Here is a 16,339-nt window from a genome sequence, read left to right as displayed (position 1 = left end):
TCCGGGAATGCGGCGCTAGACGTGGATGTGCAGCGACGCCGGGGCGCTGATGGAACCCGCGACTCCGGGGGCGCCGGAATACTGCACGCGGATCGCGTAGGTGCCGGGCGCCAGCTTCGGCAAGCGGAACGACACGGCCCCGAGCGTCGGTCCGATCTCGATCTCGCGGACCGCGCGATCGTCGACCCATACCGTCATGGTGCCGGTCGGATAGAGCACACCCGGAACGGTGACCCGCGCCGTGCCCGTGGTCGGCCAGAACGACACACCACGGTTGCGGCTGAGGGCGAGCCGGACGGACGACCCGAGATCGGGGGCGACGATGTCGGGCGTCGAGTACCAGCGGGTCGTCCACCGCCGTGTCGGCGTGGTGTCGGAGCCCGCCTCCTCGCTGACCAGGGTGACGCGGAGCGATGCCCTCGTCGCGCCGGAGGGGGGGAACTCCGGCACGGTGAACTCGACGCGGGACCCGTCGTCCGACACACGAGCGTCGTCGGCGAGGAGTTCCGGATCGAATCCGAAGGCCACCCGGAGTTCGGGGGTCGGTCCGGGTTGGTGGAAGGTACCCGGTTCACCGCGGATCACGACCGTGTCCCCGGTACGGAGGGTGCGCCGCTCGTAGGCCGCGAGCTCGAAGTAACGGAAAGACGAGTCGGACACGTGCTTCGCAGGGTCGAGGGTGAGCGCGACGTCGGCTGCGCCGTCTTCGACACCGGAGAGATGCCACGCGATGCGCTCGATCACCACCTCACCCCGTTGACAGGTGACGGTGTAGGCGACGTCGGGCTGGATCACCCCCTCGGGCACGGTGAAGTAGCGCTCGGCCGGTTCTTCGCTCCAGATGATCCCGGCCCAGTTCCGGTGCGCGAGGTCGGTCCGCGTGGCGTCGTCCTCGAGCCAGCACACGATCCCGAGCGACCAATCCTCGGGGAACTCGGGTTCGACCCGGATGGTGCGTGCGGCCGGTGAGATCTCGATCCGGCGTGCCTCCGGCGCGGGAGCACCGTACTCCGCCTCCGGCCGCGGCCAGTCGTCTCCGCCCGCGGGATACTCGACGACGGCCGCCGTTCCCGTATCCGCCGCCGCCGCAGGGACCGCGACTCCTGCCACCACCACCGTCAGCACGGCCCCCGTCGCGAGAACCGACCGTATCCATCGCCTCGACGTCGACATGCCGATCCTCCGGCTCCCCGGGCTCCCAGCGGCCCGGACGAGCACAGCGTGACGCACCCCGAACGGGGGGCACAAGCCCCAGTTCGACGAATTCTCCGGTAATGCAAGAAGCCCGGCCGGAGCCGGGCTTCCCGTTGTGGTGACCCCAGCGGGATTCGAACCCGCGTTACCGCCGTGAGAGGGCGGCGTACTAGGCCGCTATACGATGGGGCCGTCACGACAACTTGACGAGTATGCCACAGGCCCGTGGCGACTCGCAAAACGAGCGCGACGCACCCGGTCGATACACTGATCGCGCATCAGCGGGAGTGGTGAAACCGGTAGACACGCAGGATTTAGGTTCCTGTGCTTTCGAGCGTGTGGGTTCGAGTCCCACCTTCCGCACCAGCCGCATCCGGCGCGAGGTGAGCGTCACCCGCTAATCTGAACGGATATCCGCCTGCCGTCGCCGGCACCCGACGACTGGAGTCCTGTGGCCCCCGCTGCGCTCATCCCCTGGCTCGACCCCGAGACGCTCATCACCGCGTTCGGGCCGTTCGCCCTCCTCGGCGTCTGCCTCATCGTGTTCGCCGAGACCGGCCTGCTCGTCGGCTTCCTGCTGCCGGGCGACACCCTGCTCATCATCACGGGCCTGCTCGCGTTCAATCCCGACTTCCCCGTGGACATCTGGTGGGTCTGCCTCGCGATCGCGTTCGCCGCGTTCCTCGGCGGTGAAGTCGGGTACCTCATCGGGCACAAGGCGGGCCCGCGCATCTTCGAGCGCAAGGAGTCCGGGCTCTTCTCGGTCAAGAACGTCGAGCGGACGAACGCGTTCTTCGAACGCTTCGGTGGACTCGCCGTGATCGTGGCCCGCTTCGTGCCGATCGTCCGCACGTTCACCCCGGTGGCTGCGGGCGTCGGGCATATGAACTACGCGAAGTACTCGCTGTACAACGCGATCGGCGCGCTCATCTGGGGCGCCGGGCTCACCTACGGCGGCTACCTGCTCGGCTACATCCCGCCCGTGGCGGACTTCGTGCAGGAGTACATCGACCTCATCCTGCTCGCCGCCGTGCTCACCGCGGTCGTGCCGACGGTGTTCCACTACATCCAGTCGTCCCGCAAGGCGCGTCGCGCCCGCACCGAGGCGGCGGAGCCGGTCGACACCGCGTCGCTCGCCCTCTCGCCCGAGTACTTCGACCAGAACCGCGAGAACGACCCGAAGCACTGACCCGGGACGCTCCGCCCACTCCGGCGGTCGCACCCGGCCCGCGACGCGTCCGCGCCTCGCGCCACAGTTCCGCGCTGCCGCCACTGTCTCCGCGCGTCGCGCTACAGTTCCGCGCTGCCGCCACTGTCTCCGCGCGTCGCGCTACAGTTCCGCGCTCGAGCGCCACAAAAGTCCGGCGCGTGAGCACGGAACTGTAGCGCGAGACATCCGGCAGCCCGGAGCACCGCGGAGTGCCGCCAGGTCGAGAACGCGCCCCGGCGTCCCGCCGGCGGCAGCCACAGCGGACTCGTACCGCGACACGCCGACGTGCACGCGGCGGGCACGGCGCGTCCGACGAATCGTCCGCGCTCAGTGCACATCGCGGCCCCGCACGGCTCCCTTCGACAGGCTCAGGGAGCGAGCCGCGCCCGCCGGGCCGACCGCGGCCGGTGGCGGGCCCGCTCAGCCGCCGGTGGCGAGCAGGATGAGCAGCGTCACGTTGAGCGCGATCAGCAGCAGCGCCGCGACGGCGGCCGCGAGGGTCGTGCCGCGGCGGTTGACGCTCGACCCGAGCAGCTCCCGTTTCGCCGTCAACCACACGAGCGGCACGAGCACGAACGGGATGCCGAACGACAGCACGACCTGGCTGAGCACGAGGGCGAGGGTCGGATCCACGCCGAGCGCGAGGAGCGCGAGCGCCGGCACGAGCGTGACGGCGCGGCGGGCGAGCAGCGGCACTCGCGTGCGCAGCAGCCCGTGCATGATCTCCGCGCCCGCATAGGCGCCCACCGACGTCGACGCGAGTCCGGAGGCGAGCAGCCCCACGGCGAAGCACGTCGCGATCACCGGACCGAGTGCCGCATCGAGCGCGGCGTGGGCGCCCTCGAGCGTGTCGGTGCCCGCGACGCCCTGCAGGTTGGTCGCGGCGAGCAGCAGGATGACGACGTTCACCGTCCCCGCGAGTACGAGCGCGATGGTGACGTCGATGCGGGTGGCGCGCAGCACCGTCGCGCGGTCCGCGCCTTCGTCGACGCGACCGAAGCGGTCGCGGGTGAGCGCGGAGTGCGCGTAGATCGCATGCGGCATGACCGTGGCGCCGAGGATCGATGCGGCGAGCAGCACCGATCCCGTGTCCTCGAAGCGCGGCAGGAGTCCGCCGACGACATCGGCCGCGGCGGGAGGTCCGACGACGAGCCCGGCGCAGAATCCGACCGCGATCACGACGACGAGGGTCGAGACGATCCGCTCGAACGGCTTCGACCCGCGGCGGTTGTGGATGGCGAGGAGCACCATCGAGACGACACCCGTGATGACCCCTCCGGCGAGCAACGGGACACCGAACAGCAGTTGCAGCGCGATCGCGCCGCCGATCACCTCGGCCACATCCGTCGCCATCGCGACGAGCTCCGCCTGCACCCAATACGCGTAGCGGGCGTACCGGTGGCGGATGCGGTCGCCGAGCACCTCGGGAAGGCTGCGGCCGGTGACGAGCCCGAGTTTGGCGGAGAGGTACTGGATGAGCCAGGCCATCGCGTTGCCGACGATGACAACCCACACCAGGAGGAACCCGTACTGGGCGCCCGCCGTCATATTGCTCGCGACGTTCCCCGGATCGAGGTAGGCGACGCCCGCGACCATGGCGGGCCCGAGCAGCGGCAGCACGCGCAGAGCGGCGCGAGGTGCAGCGGGCGGCGCGGCGGACATCGACCCCTCCTGGTTTCGGTGAACCGAAACTAGCAGGATCAGTCGTCGAGCGGAATCACCCAGATCGCCGTCGCAGCCGCCGCCAGGCTCCCGGCCGAAACGATCGAGCCCGGCGATACACCCCCGCGCGTCAGTTCGCGCAGCATCTCCGGGTCACGGTCGCTCACCCGCGCAACGAGCGCGCGACCGTCCGAGAGTTGAGCGAGCGGCACCGCATCCGGCCTGTCGACCCGGCCGTGCACATCCGGGATCGGGTCGCCGTGCGGGTCGGATGTCGGGTGGCCCAGCTGCCGATCGAGTTCGTCGAGCAGGCGGTCGCTCATGGCGTGCTCCAGCACCTCGGCCTCGTCGTGTACCTCGTGCCACGCAAAACCGCAGCGCTCCACGAGCCAGGTCTCGATGAGGCGGTGCCGCCGCACCATGCGCAGCGCCTCCTGGCGACCGGCATCGGTGAGCCGGATCGCGCCGTAGCGGGCGTGGTCGACGAGTCCCTGCGCCGCGAGCTTCTTGACCATCTCTGTGACCGTCGACGGCGCGAGACCGAGGCGTTCAGCCAGTTGCGACGGCGTGACCGGGTCGTCCTGCCACTCGGTGTGGGCGTAGATCGCCTTGAGGTAATCCTCGACGACGGTGGCGGGCGGCCTAGCGATGAGCGTTCCCCTCCCGTGCCGAGTGCCCGGCTGGCTCCAGCTGGAACGTGGAGTGCTCGACGTCGAAGTGGTTCGCCAGGCAGCCGTTGAGCCGCGCGAGCAGCGCGCCGGCATCGCCGCGCGCGAACAGGGCGTCGTCGACCACGACGTGGGCGGTGAAGACCGGTGACCCGGAGGTGATCGCCCACACGTGCACGTCGTGCACCTCGACGACGCCATCGGTCTCGAGCAGGTGGTTGCGGATCTCGGCGACATCGGTGTCGCGCGGAGCGGACTCGGTGAGCACGCGCGCCACGTCGCGTAGCAGCAGGAAGGCCCGCGGCACGATGAGCCCGGCGATCACGAGCGAGGCGATGGCGTCGGCCGAGGCGAACCCGGTCAGCAGGATGATGAGCGCACCCACAACGGCCGCGATCGACCCGAAGAGATCGCCGAGCACTTCGAGGTAGGCGCCGCGCATGTTGAGGGAGGTGCGATCGCCGCCGCGCAGCACGAAGAGCGCCACCACGTTGGCCGCGAGCCCGAGCGCGGCGACGACGAGCATCGGCGTCGCCTGCACCTCGGTCTCGTCCGCGACCAGGCGCCGGACGGCCTCCGCGCCGACCGAGAACGCAACCGCGACGAGGATGACGCCGTTGACGAGGGCGGCGAGTACCTCGAGGCGCTGGAAGCCGAACGTGTGCCGGTCGGTCGCGGGCCGGGCCGCCAAGACGCTCGCGATGAGGGCCACGACGAGGCCGATCGCGTCGCTGGCCATGTGGCCCGCATCCGCGAGCAGCGCGAGCGAGCCGGAGACGAGCGCGCCGATCACCTCGGCGACGAGCACCGTCGCGACGATCGCGAGCGCGACGACCAGCCGGCGGCGGTCGCCCGACGCGTGGGAGTGGTGGTCGTGGCTCACCCCACCAGCGTAGGAACCCCGCCCGGGATATGCCAGACGCCTCGCCTACTCGGGAACGACTGCCGTTCTCACCCGACGAGCGGATGCTGCGGCGCCGGTCTCAGCGCAGCCGGTCGCCGACCGCGTCGAGCAGCGCCGTGAACGCGCGGGTGCGGTGGCTGATCGCGTCCTTCTCGTCCGCGCCGAGCTCCGCCGCGCTGCGTCCGTCACCGTCCGCGGGCACGAAGAGAGGGTCGTAGCCGAACCCGCCGCTCCCCCGCTCCTCGGCACCCACGACGCCCGGCCACCGGCCGAGCTCGACGTGCTCGAAGCCCTCGGCGACGAAGGCCGCGGCGCAGACGAACTCCGCGTCCCGTTCGGCCACCCCGTCGAGGCGTTCGAGCACTAGCCGGCGATTGTCGGCGTCGTCCCTGGTCCCGGCGAATCGGGCCGAATGGATGCCCGGGGCACCGCCGAGCGCGGCGACGCTGATCCCCGAGTCGTCGGCGAGCGAGGGCACACCCGTGTGCGCGAACGCCGCCCGGGCCTTGATGAGCGCGTTCTCGGCGAACGTCGTGCCGTCCTCGACCGGTTCCGGCCCGTCGTAGCCGACGAGCTCGATCCCTTCGAGACGGTTGCCGAGGATGCGACGCAGTTCGACGACCTTGTGGGCGTTGTGCGTCGCGAGCACGAGACGGGTCACGCGAGCGCCGCCGCCTGCTTCTCGGCGAGGGTCACCGCGCCGCCGAGGGCGAGGTCGAGCAGCGAGTCGAGCTCGCGCCGATCGAACGGTGCACCTTCTGCGGTGCCCTGCACCTCGACGAAGAGGCCACGACCGGTGACGACGACGTTCATGTCGGTCTCGGCGCGGACGTCTTCGACGTAGGCGAGGTCGAGCATCGGTTCTCCGTCGATGATGCCCACGCTCACGGCCGAGACGCTGTCGATGAGCGGCTGCGACTTCTGACCGATGAACTTCTGACCGCGCGCCCACTCGATCGCGTCGGCGAGCGCGACGTACGCGCCGGTGATGGCGGCGGTGCGCGTGCCGCCGTCGGCCTGCAGCACGTCGCAGTCGATCACGATGGTGTTCTCGCCGAGTGCCTTCAGGTCGATGATCGCCCGCAGCGACCGGCCGATGAGCCGGGAGATCTCGTGCGTGCGTCCGCCGATGCGGCCCTTGACGGACTCGCGGTCCATACGCTCGTTGGTCGAGCGCGGCAGCATGGCGTACTCCGCCGTGATCCAGCCCTTGCCCTTGCCGGTCAGCCAGCGCGGCACGCCGTTGGTGAACGACGCGGTGCACAGCACCTTTGTGTTGCCGAACGAGATGAGCGCCGAGCCTTCGGCCTGGGCGCTCCAGCCGCGCTCGATGGTGACCTCGCGGAGCTGGTCGTTGGTGCGGCCGTCGGCCCTGGTCATGCGGTCTCCTTGCGGTGCGGGAGCGGGATCGCTCCGGTCTCGAACGTCTCGACGTGGTGGACTTCGGGGCCGAGGAAGCGGGCGGCGAGCTGCAGGAAGCCCGCCTCGTCCGGCCCGGTCGCCTCGAAGCGCCGGGTGGGTGGGGTCGACGCGGTGCGCTGAAGCCCGTGCTTCACGAGCACCCGGTAGAGGTCGTACGCGGTCTCTTCCGCGCTCGACACGAGCGTCACCTCCGGCCCGACGACGTACTGGATGGCCGCGGCGAGCATCGGATAGTGCGTGCAGCCGAGTACGAGGGTGTCGATGTCGGCGGCCTTGAGCGGCGCGAGGTACTCCTCGGCGACGCGGAACAGCTCGGGACCGCTCGTCACTCCCGACTCGACGAACTCGACGAAGCGGGGGCACGCGACGCTGTGGATCTCGAGGTCGGATGCGGCGGCGAAGGCGTCGTCGTAGGCCCGGGAGCGGATCGTGCCCTGCGTGCCGATGACGCCGATGCGGCGGGAGCGGGTCTGCCGCACCGCCGCGCGGACGGCCGGCTGGATCACCTCGACGACGGGGATGCCGTACTCCTCGGTGTACCGCTCACGCGCATCGCGCAGCATCGCCGACGAGGCGGTGTTGCACGCGATGACGAGCGCCTTCACCCCTTGCTCGACGAGGTCGTCGAGCACCGCGAGCGCGTAGCGCCGCACGTCGGCGATGCGCTTCGGACCGTACGGCGAGTGGATGGTGTCCCCGACGTAATGGATGGATTCGTTGGGCAGCTGGTCGATGATCGCGCGCGCCACGGTGAGTCCCCCGACGCCGCTGTCGAATACTCCGAGAGGCGCGTCGGTCACGGCATCCGAGTGTAGACCGCCCGCGGGGCGCGGCCCGACCGGCATCCTGACGGAAGCCCGACGCGATGCGTCACCGCCGGAGCGCCGCCCCTAGGCTGACCGGGTGACCACCGCGCTGCTCACCGACCGCTACGAGCTGACGATGATCGAGGCCGCCCTGCATTCCGGGCGCGCCGATCGACGCTCCGTCTTCGAGGTCTTCGCCCGCCGACTGCCCGACGGCCGCCGTTTCGGCGTGCTCGCGGGGACGGGACGCCTGCTCGAGGCGATCGCCGACTTCCGATTCGCGGAGGCCGAACTCGAGTGGCTCGAACGCGAACGGGTGGTCGGCCGGCGCACCCTCGACTGGCTCGCCGCCTACCGCTTCCGCGGTGACATCACCGGGTACCGCGAGGGCGAGGTGTACCTGCCGAACTCGCCCCTGCTGACCGTGGAGGGCGGATTCGCCGAGGCGGTCGTGCTGGAGACGCTCGTGCTCAGCGTGCTCAACTACGACACCGCCGTCGCGAGCGCCGCGGCGCGGATGGTCGCCGCGGCCGAGGGTCGTCCGCTCGCCGAGATGGGTTCACGCCGCACGAGCGAGGCGAGCGCGGTCGCCGCCGCCCGCGCCGCCTACATCGCCGGGTTCGACGCGACGAGCAACCTCGAAGCGGGGCGCACGTGGGGCATCCCCACCATGGGCACCGCCGCGCACTCGTTCACCCTGCTGCACGACACCGAGGAGCAGGCGTTCCGCGCCCAGGTCGAGACCCTCGGCACCGGCACCACCCTGCTCATCGACACCTACGACATCCGTCAAGCCGTCGAGACGGCCGTGCGCGTCGCCGGCACGGGGCTCGGCGCCGTGCGTATCGACTCCGGAGACCTCCCCTCCCTGGTGCGCGAGGTGCGCGCGCAGCTCGACTCCCTCGGCGCGACCGGTACCCGCATCACTGTGACCAGCGACCTCAACGAGCACACCATCGCCGCCCTGCGCGGCGCGCCGGTCGACTCCTACGGCGTCGGCACGTCCGTCGTCACCGGCTCCGGAGCACCGGCGGCCGGCATGGTCTACAAGCTGGTCGCCCACAGCGACGATGACGGCTCGTGGGTTCCCGTCGCGAAGAAGAGCGCGGAGAAGGCCTCGCACGGCGGCGCGAAGCGCGCGGTGCGCGAGCTGCGCGGCGGCGTCGCGGTGGCGGAGCGGATCGTGGTCGACGCCGACCGGGACGGGGTGCCCGAGGCGCTCGAGATCGACGGCCGGGAGCTGACCGTGCCGCTCATGCGCGACGGTCAGGCCGTGCCCGAGTTCCTCGGCGTCACCGGCACGCGGAACGCCCGCGCGCACCGCGCGGCGGCGATCGCCGAGCTCCCGATCGGCGCCCTGCGGTTGAGCCACGGCGAGGCGGAGATCCCCACCGTCTTCGGCTGAGGCGCGTCAGTCCTTGAGCTTCTCGTAGATCTCTTTGCACGTGGGGCACACCGGGAAGCGCTGCGGGTCGCGGCCCGGCGTCCACAGCTTGCCGCAGAGGGCGCGCACCGGCTTGCCGGTCACCGCGGACTCCACGATCTTGTCCTTCGGTACGTAGTGCGAGAAGCGCTCGTGGTCGCCCTCGTCCAGCTGCTCGTCGTTCAGCAGCTTCTCGAGCTCGCGATCGAGGGTCGTCGTGCCCCCGCCCGGTTCGGTGTCGCTCATGGCGTCGATTCTAGTTCCGGCCGCTGAAGGCGAGCAGTTCCGGCGCCCGTCGCGAGAAGATCGCACCCCCGGCGAAGACTCCCCCGACGAAGCACACCACGCCGACCCCGAGTCCGACCCAGAGCGCCCACCATTCGCCGTCACCTTCGCCGTACACGCCGGCGACGGCGAACAGGATCGAGGGGAGGCTGAGCACCACGATGGCGAGGAACGACACGCCCTGGATGAGCGCGGCGGCTCCCCCGCTCGACTGCGGCTGCTGGAACGGGTTGTCACCCGGACGCACAGCGGGATAGGGGAACGCGACCGACATGATGCTCGAGAGCCCGAGGCCGACGAGCAGGATGCAGCCGGTGACGCCGAGCAGGGCGGGCAAGGCGTCCATGTCGCCGAAGCCGCGGGCGCACACGACCGACCCCGCCACGAGCAGCGGCACGCCGACGAGCAGCACGGGCACGACCCGGCCGATGCGGTCGGCACGGCCGGACGTGTTCGCGGCCACGTGCATCCAGATCGCGGTGTGGTCGAAGGCGACGTCGTTGTGGATCGTCCACGCGAGGAACAGGGCCATGAGCGGCACCGGCAGCAGCCAGATGACGTGGCTCGGCACCCCGCCGACGATGAGCGGCACGATCGTGATCGCCGGGACGATCGGGATGACGACGAGCGAGATGCGGTAGCGGGCGTCGCGGGCCCAGTAGGTGAGGCTCCGCGCCGCGATGACGCCCGCCGGGGTGGCGGGCAGGCGCCCGAACCAGCCGAGGCCGTGGTACGACTTCGCCGGAGCCTCCCGGTGCGGAGTGACGAGCATCCGGGCGACGAGGGCGGTCCACGCGAACCACAGCACGGCGACCGTCGCGAGCGCGATCAGCAGCTTCAAGAGCGCGCCGCCGGCGTCGCCCTCGGCGGCGGCGACCGGGGCGCTCCAGGCGGCGGCGAGGGGCGTCCAGGAGAGGTTTCCCGCGACCTCGCGCAGCATCGTGAGCCCGTCGCGCGCCCAGTCGATGTTCGCGAGCAGCACGATGACGGGCGACAGCGAGACGAGCACGACGACCGCCACGAGACCGGTGGCTTCGCGCGCACGTCGACTGGAGAGCAGGAACGCCGCGATCGAGGTGGTGACCCTCGCGCCGAGCACGCACGTTGCCACGACCGTGACGGCGCTCACGATCGCGAGCGCCGTGGCGAGAGGCGATCGGGTCCACGTGATGATCTGCGCGATGGCGACGGCGATGATCACGAGCGACGGGACGCTCACCAGGGCCGCGATGGCCAGCGAGAGCGTGAGCCGGCGGTTCTCGATGCCGAACAGCGCGAACCGGCGCGGGTCCATGCTGTCGTCGACGCCGAAGGCGAGCGGGACCAGCAGGAATCCGATGACGATGACCGCGCCGATGACGATGACGATCGGACCGGCGATGTCGACCGGCAGCAGGCGCAGTCCGGCGAGCGCCGTGACGGCGACGATGGCGAGGCCGAGCCCGTAGAGCAGGCCGAGCACCATCCCCACGACCTGCCACGGGCTCCGGCGGAAGGCGCCCGCCAGCAGGCGCAGCCTCAGTCCGAGAAGGTGTGCAACCACTCCATGCCCTCCGCCGCCTTGCGGCCACCGGCCAGCTCCACGAATCGGTCTTCGAGGGTGCCCTCGCCGCGCACCTCGTCGGTCGTGCCCGCGGCGAGCACCGAGCCCTCGACGATGATCGCGACGTGGTCGCAGATGCGCTGGATCAGATCCATGCTGTGGCTCGAGAGCACGACGGTGCCGCCCGCCTGCACGTAACGCTGGAGGATCTCGGTCACGTTCGCCGCCGAGACCGGGTCGACGGACTCGAACGGTTCGTCGAGCACGAGCAGTCGGGGCGAGTGGATCATCGCGGCCGCGAGCGCGACCTTCTTCGTCATGCCCGCGCTGTAGTCCGCGACGAGGCGGTCGAGCGCGTCCTCGAGTCCGAACGCGTTGGCGAGGTCCGTCGACCGCGAGCGCACGGTGTCGGAGTCGAGCCCGCGCAGCACCCCCGCGTAATAGAGCAGCTGAGCGCCGGTGAGCCGGTCGAACAGCCGCAGCCGGTCGGGAAGGACCCCCATGTTGCGTTTGGCGACCACGGGGTTGGCCCACACGTCGGCGCCGTGCACGTGGACGGCCCCGGCGTCGGGCCGCAGCAGGCCGGTCACCATCGAGAGCGTGGTGGTCTTCCCGGCGCCGTTCGGCCCGACGATGCCGAAGAACGACCCCTGACGCACCTCGAGGTCGATCCCGTTCACCGCGAGCGTCGACCCGAAGCGTTTGGTGAGTCCGGAGATGCCGAGCACCACCGGCGCGGCCGGCTGAGGAGCCGGAGGCGCGACGGGGGACGTCTTGGTGCGCGAGCGCGGCGCGGCCTTCTTGCGGGCCGGTCGGGCGGGCGCGGGTGTCGCCACTTCGGTCTCGGCCGGTTCGACGGTCGCCGGGGCAGCCGTCGCTGCATCGGGCGTCGCGATCTGCGGCTCGGCGGCGGTCTTCGCCGGAGCGGTCGGTGAAGGCGCGACGGTCGGCGGGGCGGACACGGCGGCCGACGGAGTCGGCGCGGCGGCATCCGGCTCAGTCGAGGCGGGAGCCGCGGTTTCCGCGCTCTTCGTGCGGGTCGTGGAGCGAGTGGTCGACGTGCGGGTCGCGGTGCGCCCGGTCGACGCGCGCGGGGTCGACGCGCGCGGCGTCGAGGTGCGGCCCGTGGAGGTGCGCGGCGAGCGGGCGGCGGTCGGGCGCACGGCGGTCGCGTCCGCCGCGGCCGACGGCTCGGGCGACGCGGTCGTGTCGGCGGGAGCCGTCGTGTCGGCGGGAGCGGTCGTGTCGGCGGGAGCTGCAGTGTCGGCGGATGCCACGGCGTCATCCGCGGGCGGCGGGGCGGCGGCGTTGACCGGTCGCGCCGCGGGCTCGGTCTTCTTCACTGGTGTCTTGCGTGCGGCCGGCTTCCTCGCCGCGGGGCGCCGAGGTTTCGTGGCGGGCGCGGCTGGGGCTTCGGCCGGAGTGCCCTCGGTCGGCCCGCTCGGGGAGTCCACCGAATCGGTGGCGGCAGGTTCGACCGTCGTGGGTTCGACGGCCGCGCTGGGGGTCGGCGCTGCCTCGGCGGCGGGGCGCTCCCCGGCAGGCGCGGCAGGCTTCTTCGGGGCACGCGGGGTACGAGTACCGCCCGATCGCGAGGTCGTGCCGGAACCCGCTCGACCGCTCGTCGAACGCGGTGTGCGCGTGCTCGGCGCCGCCGCGGCGGGCGCCGTGCGGCTCGCGGACGACTCGCGCGCCCCGCGCTCGGAGTCACCTTCCGCGGCTCGCGACTCGGTCGCAGAACCGTCGTCGCGAACCGTCGATTCCGCGTCGGCGTCTGCGAGAATGACCTCGGGCGTCTCGGCGTCGGAATCCATCCCATCACCGTACCAACGGGGTGACGAGGGCCGGTCACATCACGAAAAGGTGACAGAAAACTGGGGATAATCACCATTCCGGAAGGTCCCCGGTAGCCTTGACCTGCACAACGACGTGTCGGAATGGCGACTCGCGCGTGAATTCCCGGTGAACGGGGGCGCGGCGGGTCCGACCCGCGCCGCCTGGCGGCGCGCGATTAGGGAGACAAATCGTGAGCACGCAGATCGTGATCCTCGCGGCGGGAATGGGCAGCCGCCTCGGGCGGACGCTGCCGAAGCCGCTGACCGAGCTCAGCGACGGCCGCACCATCATGCAGCAGCAGTTCGACAACATCCGGCACGCATTCGGCGACGACGCCAAGGTGACGATCGTGGTGGGGTACAAGCTCGAGCACATCATCGAGGCGTTCCCCGAGGCCGAGTACGTCTACAACGAGCAGTACGACCAGACGAACACGTCGAAGAGCCTCATGCGCGCCCTGCAGGCGTCCGCCCCCGGTGGAGTGCTGTGGATGAACGGCGACGTCGTGTTCGACCCCGCCGCGCTGGACCGCGCCGCCGAGATGGTCGCCCGCGACCAGTCGTTCGTCTCCGTCAACACCGCGAAGGTGTCCGACGAAGAGGTCAAGTACACGACGGATGCCGAGGGCTACATCAAGGAGCTCTCGAAGACCGTGAAGAACGGACTCGGCGAGGCGGTCGGCATCAACTACGTCGCCGCGAACGACAAGGCCGTGCTCCTGCGCCACCTGCAGCGTGTGAACGACCAGGACTACTTCGAGCGTGGAATAGAGTTGGCGATCGAGCAGAACAAGCTCCGATTCGAGCCGGTAGACATCTCCGACCTCTACGCCGTGGAGATCGACTTCGCCGAGGATCTGGAGAGGGCCAACCTCTTCGTCTGACGCGGGCACGGGGGTGCTGACTTCGTGAGGACCCCGTGACCGCAGTTCCCGCCCGCAGCGCCTGGCGCCCGGCGGAGCGTTATCGGCGCACGTTGTGGCTGCTCACGCGCCGCGACCTGCGGGTGCGGTACTCGACGTCGGTGCTCGGCTATCTGTGGTCGGTGCTCGACCCGCTGGTGATGTCGCTCATCTACTGGTTCGTCTTCACCCAGGTCTTCCACCGCGGGGTCGGCCACGAGCCGTACATCGTGTTCCTGCTCTCGGGGCTGCTGCCCTGGATGTGGTTCAACGGAGCGGTCTCCGACTCAACCCGCGCGTTCCTGCGTGAGGCGAAGCTCGTGCGCTCGACGAAGATCCCGCGCACCATCTGGGTGGGCCGGATCGTGCTCTCGAAGGGCATGGAGTTCCTCTTCAGCGTGCCGGTGCTCGCCGCGTTCGCCATCTGGCAGGGCGCGACGCTGCACTGGGAGGCGATCACCTGGGTGCTCGCGATCGCACTGCAGCTGGTGCTGACCCTCGGCATCGGGCTGCTCGTGGCGCCGCTCGTCGTGTTCTTCCGCGACCTGGAGCGGGCGACGAAGCTCGTGCTGCGCTTCCTGTTCTACGCCTCCCCCATCATCTACGGACTCTCGGACCTGCCCGAGGATCTGCGGGTGCTCGGGGCGTTCAACCCGCTCGCCGGCATCTTCTCGCTCTATCGCAGCGCGTTCTTCCCCCAGCAGCTCGAATGGTGGGCCGTGGGCATCAGCGCCGGCATGAGCGTGCTCATCTTCGCGATCGGCCTGCTCGTGTTCCGGCGCAGCGTGCGTTCGGTGCTCAAGGAGATCTGATGAGCGAACCCGTCATCGTGGTCGACGGCGCCGGCATCCGGTTCCGGCGCAACCGTCGCGCGCGTCGCAACTTCAAGGACCTCTTCGCCGGACGGCACCGGCGCACCCTCCCGGGCGAGTTCTGGGCGCTGCGCGACGTGAGCTTCCGGGTGGATGCCGGGGAGGCGATCGGCGTCGTCGGACGCAACGGGCAGGGCAAGTCGACCCTCCTGAAGCTCGTCGCCGAGGTGATCCTGCCCGACGAGGGCACCGTGCATGTGCTCGGCGGAGTCGCGCCGCTCATCGAGATCACGGGCGGGTTCGTCGACGACCTCTCGGTGCGCGACAACGTGTACCTCACCGCCGGACTGCACGGCATGACCCGGCGCGAGATCGACGAGAGCTTCGACGAGATCATCGACTTCGCCGAGATCGGCGACTTCCTCGACACCCCGTACAAGCACCTCTCCTCCGGCATGAAGGTGCGGATCGCGTTCGCGGTCATCTCGCGGCTCGAAGAGCCCATCATCCTGGTCGACGAGGTGCTCGCCGTCGGCGACAAAGGGTTCCGCGAGAAGTGCTATCGCCGCATCGAGGAGCTGCTCGCGGGAGGTCGCACGCTGTTCTTCGTGTCGCACAACGAGCGCGACCTGCGCCGCTTCTGCACCCGCGGGCTCTACCTCGACAAGGGCTCGCTCGTGCTCGACGGCCCCATCGACGAGGTCATCGAGCGTTACAACGCCGAGTACGCCTGAGCACGCTCCGAATCCGCCCGGCTTCCCGCGTCCTCTCCGGGGTCGTGGATGTCGCGGTGCGACACTGAGCGGATGAGTGAGGATCGAGCGGTCGACGTGTCGGCGCAGGAGCGGGCCGCGGAGGCGTGGCGCCTCCCGTCCGACCAGACCGAGCTGACCGGGGCCAACGCGAGGGTGTTGAAGGCCATCGACCGGGTGCTGGGCGTGCAGCGTCCCGTGGTGCTCGCGCACATCCGGGCCATCCGGGCGCGGCATCCGCACGCGTCACCCGCCGAGGTGATCCGCATCCTCGAACGCGAATACCTCGCCGCCGTCACCACCGGCGGCGCCGCCGTGGGGGCGAGCGCGGTGATTCCGGGGGTCGGCGTCGCCGCATCGCTCGCCCTGTCGGGCGTGGAGACCGTCGGGTTCCTCGAGGCGAGCGCCCTGTTCGCACAGTCGGTCACCGAGGTGCACGGCATCGCCGTCGAGGATCCGGATCGGGCACGCGCGCTCGTTATGACGATGATGCTCGGCAGCGGAGGCACCGACCTCGTGCGACAGCTGGCCGCGCAGGTCACCGGGTCGGGCCCGGCGCGCTCGGCCTTCTGGGGCGACCTCGTCACGCGCAATCTTCCGCAAGCGGTCATGGGTCCGATCGCGGACCGCATCAAGCACTCGTTCGTGCGCCGCTTCGCGGCCATGCAGGGCGGCAACATCGTCGGACGCGTGCTGCCCTTCGGCATCGGCGCGGTCATCGGCGGAACCGGCAACCACATGCTCGGTCGCAAGGTGGTCGCGAGCGCGCGGACGGCGTTCGGGCCGCCGGCCGCATCGTTCCCGCTCGAACTCGAGCCGATCCTCAAGGAGCCGAAGCCGCCGAAGCCGCCGCGTGCTCCCCGCGAGGGTGCCCGGCTGCGTCTGCCGGGCCGCCGCCGGAGCTGATCGCCGACGGCGTCG

At 70.7% G+C, this 16,339-nt stretch carries 16 protein-coding genes and 2 tRNA genes; 7 read left to right on the top strand and 11 right to left on the bottom strand.

What is annotated here, in order from left to right; translation table 11 throughout:
- Window positions 1-15: 15 nt before the first annotated feature.
- Together CLV46_RS06050 and CLV46_RS06045 are read right to left on the bottom strand one after the other, a co-directional pair.
- Window positions 16-1,173 (bottom strand): Ig-like domain-containing protein, encoded by a 1,158-nt coding sequence (locus CLV46_RS06050; RefSeq protein ID WP_157802245.1) that lies wholly within the window; start codon window positions 1,171-1,173, stop codon window positions 16-18.
- Between the two features lie 137 nt (window positions 1,174-1,310).
- Window positions 1,311-1,386: transfer RNA gene (locus tag CLV46_RS06045), tRNA-Glu, on the bottom strand.
- A gap of 89 nt (window positions 1,387-1,475) precedes the next feature.
- Here CLV46_RS06045 and CLV46_RS06040 point away from each other — a divergent pair.
- Window positions 1,476-1,560: transfer RNA gene (locus CLV46_RS06040), tRNA-Leu, on the top strand.
- An 85-nt stretch (window positions 1,561-1,645) separates the two neighbouring features.
- On the top strand, window positions 1,646-2,383 hold the full coding sequence (locus CLV46_RS06035) for a DedA family protein (RefSeq protein ID WP_100363939.1): 738 nt from the start codon (window positions 1,646-1,648) through the stop codon (window positions 2,381-2,383).
- Between the two features lie 441 nt (window positions 2,384-2,824).
- On the opposite strand, the gene CLV46_RS06030 is transcribed toward CLV46_RS06035, so the two are convergent.
- The 6 genes from CLV46_RS06030 to murI all read right to left on the bottom strand — a co-directional run bounded on the left by CLV46_RS06030 (window position 2,825) and on the right by murI (window position 7,860).
- Window positions 2,825-4,066 carry an Nramp family divalent metal transporter gene (locus tag CLV46_RS06030; RefSeq protein ID WP_100363938.1) on the bottom strand — a complete coding sequence of 414 codons (1,242 nt, stop codon included), beginning with the start codon at window positions 4,064-4,066 and terminating at the stop codon, window positions 2,825-2,827.
- Window positions 4,067-4,104: 38 nt separating this feature from the next.
- Window positions 4,105-4,716, bottom strand: coding sequence for a metal-dependent transcriptional regulator (locus CLV46_RS06025; protein WP_100365924.1), 612 nt, complete (start codon window positions 4,714-4,716; stop codon window positions 4,105-4,107).
- Window positions 4,709-5,617 (bottom strand): cation diffusion facilitator family transporter, encoded by a 909-nt coding sequence (locus CLV46_RS06020; protein ID WP_100363937.1) that lies wholly within the window; start codon window positions 5,615-5,617, stop codon window positions 4,709-4,711. The genes CLV46_RS06025 and CLV46_RS06020 overlap by 8 nt, the downstream gene beginning before the upstream one ends.
- A 100-nt stretch (window positions 5,618-5,717) precedes the next feature.
- Window positions 5,718-6,299, bottom strand: a complete 582-nt coding sequence (gene rdgB / locus CLV46_RS06015; RefSeq protein ID WP_100363936.1) for an RdgB/HAM1 family non-canonical purine NTP pyrophosphatase — start codon at window positions 6,297-6,299, stop codon at window positions 5,718-5,720.
- Window positions 6,296-7,018 (bottom strand): ribonuclease PH, encoded by a 723-nt coding sequence (gene rph / locus CLV46_RS06010; protein ID WP_100363935.1) that lies wholly within the window; start codon window positions 7,016-7,018, stop codon window positions 6,296-6,298. The genes rdgB and rph overlap by 4 nt, the downstream gene beginning before the upstream one ends.
- Window positions 7,015-7,860 (bottom strand): glutamate racemase, encoded by an 846-nt coding sequence (gene murI / locus CLV46_RS06005; RefSeq protein ID WP_100363934.1) that lies wholly within the window; start codon window positions 7,858-7,860, stop codon window positions 7,015-7,017. The genes rph and murI overlap by 4 nt, the downstream gene beginning before the upstream one ends.
- 142 nt (window positions 7,861-8,002) lie before the next feature.
- Here murI and CLV46_RS06000 point away from each other — a divergent pair, with 142 nt between their 5' ends.
- Window positions 8,003-9,271, top strand: coding sequence for a nicotinate phosphoribosyltransferase (locus CLV46_RS06000; protein WP_100365923.1), 1,269 nt, complete (start codon window positions 8,003-8,005; stop codon window positions 9,269-9,271).
- Window positions 9,272-9,277: 6 nt separating this feature from the next.
- On the opposite strand, the gene CLV46_RS05995 is transcribed toward CLV46_RS06000, so the two are convergent.
- Genes CLV46_RS05995 through CLV46_RS16950 form a run of 3 tightly spaced genes read right to left on the bottom strand, consistent with a single transcriptional unit; the run spans window position 9,278 to window position 12,079 of the window.
- A complete protein-coding gene (locus CLV46_RS05995) occupies window positions 9,278-9,535 on the bottom strand; it encodes a DUF3039 domain-containing protein (RefSeq protein ID WP_100363933.1) in 258 nt (85 codons plus the stop codon).
- Window positions 9,536-9,545: 10 nt separating this feature from the next.
- Window positions 9,546-11,117 (bottom strand): ABC transporter permease, encoded by a 1,572-nt coding sequence (locus tag CLV46_RS05990; protein WP_245866575.1) that lies wholly within the window; start codon window positions 11,115-11,117, stop codon window positions 9,546-9,548.
- Window positions 11,093-12,079 carry an ABC transporter ATP-binding protein gene (locus CLV46_RS16950; protein WP_157802376.1) on the bottom strand — a complete coding sequence of 329 codons (987 nt, stop codon included), beginning with the start codon at window positions 12,077-12,079 and terminating at the stop codon, window positions 11,093-11,095. The genes CLV46_RS05990 and CLV46_RS16950 overlap by 25 nt, the downstream gene beginning before the upstream one ends.
- 1,064 nt (window positions 12,080-13,143) lie before the next feature.
- On the opposite strand from CLV46_RS16950, the gene CLV46_RS05980 reads away from it, so the two are divergent.
- The 4 genes from CLV46_RS05980 to CLV46_RS05965 all read left to right on the top strand — a co-directional run bounded on the left by CLV46_RS05980 (window position 13,144) and on the right by CLV46_RS05965 (window position 16,324).
- Window positions 13,144-13,836 carry a phosphocholine cytidylyltransferase family protein gene (locus tag CLV46_RS05980; protein WP_100363931.1) on the top strand — a complete coding sequence of 231 codons (693 nt, stop codon included), beginning with the start codon at window positions 13,144-13,146 and terminating at the stop codon, window positions 13,834-13,836.
- Between the two features lie 35 nt (window positions 13,837-13,871).
- Entirely contained in the window at window positions 13,872-14,666 is a 795-nt protein-coding gene (locus CLV46_RS05975; RefSeq protein WP_100363930.1) for an ABC transporter permease, read from the top strand.
- Window positions 14,666-15,400: an ABC transporter ATP-binding protein gene (locus tag CLV46_RS05970; protein WP_100363929.1), complete on the top strand. Its 735-nt coding sequence runs from the start codon at window positions 14,666-14,668 to the stop codon at window positions 15,398-15,400. The genes CLV46_RS05975 and CLV46_RS05970 overlap by 1 nt, the downstream gene beginning before the upstream one ends.
- A 72-nt stretch (window positions 15,401-15,472) precedes the next feature.
- On the top strand, window positions 15,473-16,324 hold the full coding sequence (locus CLV46_RS05965; RefSeq protein ID WP_100363928.1) for a hypothetical protein: 852 nt from the start codon (window positions 15,473-15,475) through the stop codon (window positions 16,322-16,324).
- The last annotated feature ends 15 nt before the right edge of the window (window positions 16,325-16,339 follow it).

The sequence above is a fragment of the Diaminobutyricimonas aerilata genome (genome assembly GCF_002797715.1).
Taxonomy (GTDB): Bacteria; Actinomycetota; Actinomycetes; order Actinomycetales; family Microbacteriaceae; genus Diaminobutyricimonas; species Diaminobutyricimonas aerilata.
The sequence above is the reverse complement of the archived record's forward strand: the minus strand, read 5'-3'. Positions and strand labels throughout refer to the sequence as shown.

Bases quoted from the DNA above. Each gene is read 5' to 3' on its own strand.
- CLV46_RS06050 (WP_157802245.1), bottom strand. From the start codon at position 1,173: ATGTCGACGTCGAGGCGATGGATACGGTCGGTTCTCGCGACGGGGGCC.
- CLV46_RS06030 (WP_100363938.1), bottom strand. From the start codon at position 4,066: ATGTCCGCCGCGCCGCCCGCTGCACCTCGCGCCGCTCTGCGCGTGCTG.
- rph (WP_100363935.1), bottom strand. From the start codon at position 7,018: ATGACCAGGGCCGACGGCCGCACCAACGACCAGCTCCGCGAGGTCACC.
- CLV46_RS06000 (WP_100365923.1), top strand. From the start codon at position 8,003: ATGATCGAGGCCGCCCTGCATTCCGGGCGCGCCGATCGACGCTCCGTC.
- CLV46_RS05995 (WP_100363933.1), bottom strand. From the start codon at position 9,535: ATGAGCGACACCGAACCGGGCGGGGGCACGACGACCCTCGATCGCGAG.
- CLV46_RS05970 (WP_100363929.1), top strand. From the start codon at position 14,666: ATGAGCGAACCCGTCATCGTGGTCGACGGCGCCGGCATCCGGTTCCGG.
- CLV46_RS05965 (WP_100363928.1), top strand. From the start codon at position 15,473: ATGAGTGAGGATCGAGCGGTCGACGTGTCGGCGCAGGAGCGGGCCGCG.